Source organism: Rothia sp. HMSC073B08 (assembly GCF_001812975.1).
GTDB lineage: Bacteria > Actinomycetota > Actinomycetes > Actinomycetales > Micrococcaceae > Rothia > Rothia mucilaginosa.
In genome coordinates, this window is record NZ_KV811050.1 from 152,208 (window position 1) to 159,096 (window position 6,889).

General features: G+C 59.5%; 3 protein-coding genes. 2 read left to right on the forward strand and 1 reads right to left on the reverse strand.

Annotated elements, in window-relative coordinates; translation table 11 throughout:
* Positions 1-250: 250 nt before the first annotated feature.
* Both HMPREF2884_RS01675 and HMPREF2884_RS01680 read left to right on the forward strand, forming a co-directional pair.
* Positions 251-2,317 carry a TPM domain-containing protein gene (locus HMPREF2884_RS01675; protein ID WP_070615055.1) on the forward strand — a complete coding sequence of 689 codons (2,067 nt, stop codon included), beginning with the start codon at positions 251-253 and terminating at the stop codon, positions 2,315-2,317.
* A 265-nt stretch (positions 2,318-2,582) separates the two neighbouring features.
* Positions 2,583-3,347 carry a PspA/IM30 family protein gene (locus HMPREF2884_RS01680; protein WP_005505336.1) on the forward strand — a complete coding sequence of 255 codons (765 nt, stop codon included), beginning with the start codon at positions 2,583-2,585 and terminating at the stop codon, positions 3,345-3,347.
* Positions 3,348-3,468: 121 nt separating this feature from the next.
* On the opposite strand, the gene HMPREF2884_RS01685 is transcribed toward HMPREF2884_RS01680, so the two are convergent.
* Complete coding sequence (locus HMPREF2884_RS01685; RefSeq protein ID WP_070615057.1) at positions 3,469-5,904, reverse strand: S-layer homology domain-containing protein; 2,436 nt, start codon at positions 5,902-5,904, stop codon at positions 3,469-3,471.
* Positions 5,905-6,889 lie beyond the last annotated feature (985 nt).

A 6,889-nucleotide genomic window follows, 5' to 3' on the forward strand; every position in this document is an offset into this window, starting at 1 on the left:
ACTGAATAGCCGGTGGGCCGGGGTCTGGCGTGAGGCTAGACCCCGGCTCTCCTATATTCCGGCTTTCCTGTATAAAGCCTGGGAAGTCGGTAAACGGTCGGCAAACAGCGGCGCAATATTCTCGTATCTGTGCGTCTGTGTGGCTGTGCCACAGCTACACTAATAATGTGACCAGCACTAAGGTGTGCGATGAACAAGCACGCCGTGAAGTGCAGGTCCGTTCATACTTCACGACAACGGAGGAAAGACCATGACCGAGCACGCCTTTGCGCGTCAGATTCGTCCCGCACGCCCTCGCCTGCGCACTATCTTGGGTGCCACAGTGCTGGCGGCAGGTCTTTCTTGTGCCCCGGTGGTTTTGCCGGCTGGTTCTGCGTTTTTGAGCACATCGGCGCAGGCTGCTGACCCGATGCAGATTACGGGCACCACCGTGTACGATTCCACGAACTCTTTGGGTGATACCGCTACCCTGAAGTCTAAGATTTCTGCTCTGTCGAAGAAGCACAACGTGGATTTGCACGTTGTGGTCATCGATAAGTTTGAGAACCCGTCTACTTCTTCGAGCTGGACGAAGGCGCTTGCTACGAAGAACAATTGGGGTTCTGCCGATGTGGTGCTGGTGATTGCTACCGAGTCTCGCCAGGCGTATTTCTTGGCGGGTAGCACGAAGACCCTGTCGAGCGATCAGCAGACGAAGGTGTACCAGAACTACATCAAACCGAAGCTGCAGAATAGCGACTATTCGGGTGCGGCGCTTGCCGCGGTTGAGGGTATCGAGGCCCAGAAGGGCGGTAGCTCTTCGGGTGTTGTAACCAGCGTGCTCGGTGTGGGTGCTGCGGCGACCGTGGGTGCTGGCGGTTACGCGATGTACCGCCGCCGCAAGAAGAAGAACGCTCAGCAGCAGCCTCAGCGTTCCTACGGTGCGCCTCGTAACTACTCCCCCATTCCGGAGGTTCCGCTGGAGGAGTTGCGCACTCGCGCCGGTAGCGCCCTTCTGCAGGCTGATACGACGATGAGCCACGCGAAGCAGGAACTGGATTTTGCGCGCGCACAGTACAGCGATCAGCAGGTTGCTGAGTTCGCTCAGGAGATTGCGCGTGCTGAGGATCTGATGCGTAAGTCCTTCCAGCGTCAGCAGCTTCTGACCGATAGCATCCCGGATACTGAGGCTGAGCAGCGTGCCTGGTTGACTGAGATTATTGATAACTCTCAGGAAGTCACCCGTATTGCTCAGGAGCAGGACGCTAAGCTGGCTCAGTTGCGCAACCTGGAGCAGGAGGCACCGCAGGCTATTGAGGCTCTGGCTCAGCGTCTGCCGCAGCTGCGTGCCTCGGTGGAGGAGATTGCCGCCCAGTACCGCACGTTGAAGGAACGTTACCTGCCCAGCGCCCTGGAGCCCATTTCTAAGACTCCTACCCTGTTGGAGTCGAACATGGTGCTGTGCGCTGCGGAGGTTGAGAAGGCTCAGGCGACCGTTGCGACCGCTCGTTCGGAGGCGGTTGCTCACCTGCGCACCGCTGAGGAAGCCGCCTCGCAGATTCAGGCGCTGGGTGCGGCTGTAAATACCCGCGCGCAGGAGCTGGAGCAGGCTCAGCTGGGTCTGAGCACCGACTTGCTGAGCATTCAGCGCGACGTGGCGGAGGCGAAGAGCCTGGCTGCTTCTCAGCGTCGCGATGATTTGGGTGCGGTCGCTGCCGGTATGGAGGCGGTGCTCAACCAGGTCAACCAGAGCGCTTCGGCTCGCCCGAATGACCCGCTGACTCTGGCGAACCAGCTGCGTCAGCTTTCCGCCGAGCTGGATAAGGCAATGACGAATATGCGTGCTACCCGCGAGCGTTCTCGTGCGGCTTCGCAGAACCTGGATCGTACGATGCGTTCTGCCTACGCTGCGGTGAACGGTGCGCGTAGCTACATTAATAACCGCCGTGCTGCGGTGGGCCCGATGACCCTGACCGCTGTTTCTGAGGCGGAGCGTCACCTGGGTCAGGCTCAGCGCTTGGCTTCTTCGGATCCGCTGAACGCCATGAAGGAAGCCAACATGGCGATCCAGAAGGCGACCGACGCGCAGAACCGCGCTCAGAGCGAGGTCGGCAACTACTACAACAACCAGAATGACCGCGGCGGCGGTAGCTTCGGCGGTGACCTGGCAAAGGGCCTGCTGCTGGGCGCTCTGATGACCGCAATGAACTCCGGCACCAGTAGCTGGGGTAGCAGCGGCGGCCACAGCGGTGGCGGTAGTAGCGGCGGCAGCTGGGGCGGAGGCTTCAGCGGCGGCGGCGATTGGGGTAGCGGCGGCGGTGACGGCGGTAGCTTCTAACCGCCTCCGATGCTAACGATTCTGTCGGTCGGTTTCTGTAGGTTTTTCTACAGTCTGACCGGCGGGGTGGCTAGCTTACCTCACCGCTTTCTTCCCCAGTCGGAAAACACCTGAGGTAATTTACCAAAAGTTTAGGTTGCAGAAATCAGGCGTGCATCATTTTCACAGCATGCACCCAGAAATCTGCCACATAATTAGTTATACGGGCACGGCTCACGAGGAGCGTAGTGCTCCCCCGCAGCCCGTGAACAGAAAGTAGGAGATTATGGCTAAGCAGACCATCTTCGGCCGTATTGCACAGCTCACTAAGGCAAACATCAACGCTCTGATTGATGCAGCTGAGGACCCGGAGAAGATGCTGGACCAGATGGTTCGTGACTACACCAACAACATCCGCGAGGCGGAGGCTGCAGTAGCACAGACCATCGGCAACCTGCGACTGCTCGAAAAGGACCACGCTGAGGACGTCAAGGCCGCTCAGGAGTGGGGCACCAAGGCTCTGGCAGCTTCTAACAAGGCTGATGAGTTCCGCGCAGCTGGCGACGTTGCCAACGCTGACAAGTTCGATAACCTCGCGAAGATTGCTCTGAACAAGCAGCTGCTGGCTGAGAAGGCTGCACAGGCTGTTGAGCCTCAGCTGGCTTCCCAGACTCAGGTTGTCAACCAGCTCAAGGACGGCCTGGAGAAGATGCGCTCCAAGCTTGAAGAGGTCAAGTACAAGCGCGATGAGCTGACCGCACGTCAGAAGACTGCAGCAGCTCAGACCCAGGTGAACGACGCTCTGAAGGCGTTCGACGTTCTGGACCCGACCAGCGAGATGAGCCGCTTCGAAGAGAAGGTTCGCCGCGAAGAGGCACGCGTCATCGGTCAGCAGGAGCTGGCAGCTTCCTCCCTGGATGCACAGTTCAACACCCTGGACCAGATGGAGCGCGAGACCGAGCTGGACGCTCGCCTGGCCGCTCTGAAGGCAAAGAACGCTCCGGCAGCTCCGGCTCCCCTGGCTGTGGAACTCCCCACCCAGACTCTCTAAGCCTGAGATTCTCATGCCTGGTCTAGCGCATAGCTTCTTGAGCTAAACCCATAAAGAATCCGCCCCGTTCCTGATGAGTTCAGGAACGGGGCGGATCTTTATGTGTTAAGGGGTGCGAGCTTTAGTTCGCGTAGATGTACAGGTAGCCTGCCATCGCGGAGCGGGTGACCGCATCCGAAGAGGTGGAGCCGGTACCGATACCGTTGGAGGCGGCCCACGCCAGAGCCTGGGACGCGTAGCCGCCCTGAGCCTGTGCCGGGGAGCCAGCTGCACGGTACATGAACTCAGCCATGGTGGACTCGGTGACGGCCTCCAGGGGGCGGAAGTCGCTACCGTTGATGCCCTGCTGGCTCAGCCAGAAAATCTCCTTGTACGCGGGGTGGTTCGCCGGAACATCGCTGAACGGCGAAACAGCCGGTGCGTTCACGGCGGGGCGACCAGCCACGCGGTACAGGTAGGTTGCCAGCTGCGCACGGTTGACCGATGCGTTCGGGCGGAAGGTGCCGTCCGCGAAGCCGAGCATGATGCGGCGATCAGAGTTCCAGCTGATCTCGTTGTAGTTCGGGTTTGAAGAGGACACGTCGGTGTAGCCCAGCGCGGGGGTCTTACCGGCGAAGTCCAGGGAGGATGCCAGGATGTGCGGCAGGTCGTAATCGTGGTGGCTGAAGCCGTCAATCAGCTTCACGCGGGCGTCGGAGAAGCCAGCGCCCAGGTATGCGTTGTAGCCGGACTCGACTGCACCACGTGCGCTCCAGGTGACGGGGTTGGTGTTACCGGAGGTGTCCTTCGCGCCAACCCACCAGTACATCGGGGATGCCTTGGTGGTTGCGTCAGCGTCCACGGAGCCGTCCGAGTCGCCGCCTGCAACCATGATGGAGCCACCGCCGTTACGCCATGCGGTGTTGTGGTCGGTCAGCTCGTAGGTGATGAACTCAGCGCCACCGGAGTAGCCCATGGTCCACACCTGGGAAGCGTCCAGGTTGTTCTGGCCGATGAAGGAGGAAGCGAAGGAGCGGAAGAACTCACCGTTGGTGTTCATGTCTTCCCACCAGGTGATGCCGTCGCCGGATGCGTTGGTGTCCGGGGAGATGATCGGCACGAAGACCATGTTGCGGGCGTTAGCGATCTTGCCCATTGCCGCGAGCATACCCTCGTCGGGGGTGTAGACCTTGGACTCGTCACGCTGCCAGTAGTCACCGTCGAAGTAGAAGACCACGCCAACGGGCTTAGAGTAGTCCAGGTTGTTCGCGTACACGTGGTACTGGGAGGTGGTGCCCGCCGGGGAGGTGTAGCTCTGGTAGGTTGCGGAGCTCATGGTGCGGGCACGCTGAGTGTTCTGCTGCTTCTGCTCAGACTTCTGTTCGCTCTTCTGCTCAGCCTTCTGCTCGGCCTTGGGGGCGGCGGTTGCCTTACCCTTGGTAAGCGAGTTGCTCAGAATCTGCGAGAAGTTGTAGTCGAAGTGGCCCGAGCCGTTCAGAACGGTCGCGGAAGCATTGGTGTAGCCAGCAGCCAGGTAGGCGTCGTAGCCGCCCTCAACGGCGCCTCGTGCACTCCAGGTCTGCGGGTAGGTCTCACCGGTACCGTCGTTCGAGTTTGCGTACCAGAACATGGGCTGGGACTTCAGCGCAGCCGAGGGGGTACCCTCGTCCAGGCCGCCGCCAGCGACCATAATGGAGCCGCCACCATTGCGCCAGGTCTGGGGCTTGGTGTTCAGCTCGTAGGTGATGAACTCAGCGCCACCGGAGTAGCCCATGGTCCACACGTTGGAGGAGTCCACGCCGTTAGCCGCGATGAAGGAGGAAGCGAAGGAACGGAAGAACTCGCCGTTACGCTCCATGTCTTCCCACCAGCTCACGCCAGCATCGTAACGGTTGGTGTCCGGGGAGATGACGGGCACGAAGAGCATGTTCTGTGCCGCTGCGGATGCAGCCATCTGAGCCAGTTCACCGGAGGGGTCGTAGACCTTGGACTGGTCGTTACGCCAGTAGTCGCCGTCGAAGTAGAAGACCACACCAACGGGCTTGGAGAAGTCCACACCCTCAGCGTAAACGTGGTACTGCGAAGTAGTACCCGCCGGGGAGGTGTACGACAGGAAAGTCTGGTTGGTGCGGGTTGCCGCCACACCGGATGCCGACTGAGCATCCTGTGCGGTCTGCGCGGGCTGAGCGGAAGGCTGTGCAGCCTGGGTAGCCTGCGCAGCCTGTGCGGACTGGAAGGTAGCCGAGGGAGCAGCCTGCTGGGTTGCCTGTGCGGGCTGAACAGCCTGTGCAGTGTAAGTCTTCTGGATGGGCTGAACCGCGGTCGTTGCGGGAGCCTGTTGCGCCTGCTTTACCTGTTCAGCCTGCTGACGGATCTGCACAGCAACCTGAGAGAGGGTCGGCTGCACGGTGGAGGTGAACAGAGACTTCGGAGCCTGGGTTGCGGTAGCTGCGCCGGGGATGTCCTGAACGACGGGTGCAAAAGCGGAAGCGGGTGCTACCAGGGTGCTACCGAGCACGGAGGGTACAGCGATGGCTGCGAGAGAGCCAGCCTTAATAGTGCGGGGGCGAAGTGCCATGGGGTTGTCCTCGTTGTTGGTGTTTCTGGGGCGTGAACGCCCGTGAGTGGTTGAGTGATAGGTGGCCTATAGGTGAGAAGCCTATAGGCGGTCGGCCCGCGGATGTGACGCCGCACGAGACGCTTCCATCAACCATCCCCATGTGTGTTGCGGGGATGTCCTCATGTGATGGAGGGGTGCGGTGTGGATCCGGAGAGCTACGCGGCGGACCGCGGTGACCACGTACTCAAAGCTACCAGGTCAAAAAGCCTTTTCCAGCGGTTTTTTGGGGCTATTTTTGGGTATCGAACAAGACTCAATCTTAACAAGAGCTTTTTCTCAACTTCTAGCTTAACTTTAATCACCCTCAAGTAGAGGTTGAATGAGCTATTTTTCCTTGATTTTCCGGGGTTTTTGAGCGTTTTTTGAAAGGGTTTCAGAAAACCCTACAATTAACTTGAATGTTTTATATGTGACTACAATCACTTTCAGAGTGAATTGTTGCACTCGAAGACCATTTTCTTCCAAAAACCGCGGAATTCCGGGGCAAAACGGGTGATTTCCAAGCCCGGAATATAGGCACCTTTCGCATATTCCACTTTGAGAATGCACTTTGAGGCAAAAACAGTCCCCTCGCCACTCCCCCACCCAGGCATCCTATCGGACCCCTCATCACGCTCTTGAGACCCGCCCCAGAGCCCCCTTCAGGACCCCTTTCAGATCCCCTTTCAAGGAGCTCAAAAGCAGCGTCTCAAGAAGGCGTAACCACCCTCCAGCAACCGCTCGGAAGTGACTCCACCACCCCCATGGGCACACCCGCTTGAAGCCCCGATAGACGGACTGAGGAATACCTCGAAAGACGCATCGGGAGACGTTCCGAAACCAGTCCAGGGTACTTTCACGACGGTTCTATGAAATTCCGTGAGGAGGTTTCAAGAGGGGTTTCGAGAGGCCGAAAGATCCACCTCAAGCACCCCGGAAGGGGCAGCAGGCTGCCCCCCCCCCC

Excerpts from the sequence above, each read along its gene's own strand:
- HMPREF2884_RS01675 (WP_070615055.1), top strand. The coding sequence starts at position 251 with ATGACCGAGCACGCCTTTGCGCGTCAGATTCGTCCCGCACGCCCTCGC.
- HMPREF2884_RS01680 (WP_005505336.1), top strand. The coding sequence starts at position 2,583 with ATGGCTAAGCAGACCATCTTCGGCCGTATTGCACAGCTCACTAAGGCA.
- HMPREF2884_RS01685 (WP_070615057.1), bottom strand. The coding sequence starts at position 5,904 with ATGGCACTTCGCCCCCGCACTATTAAGGCTGGCTCTCTCGCAGCCATC.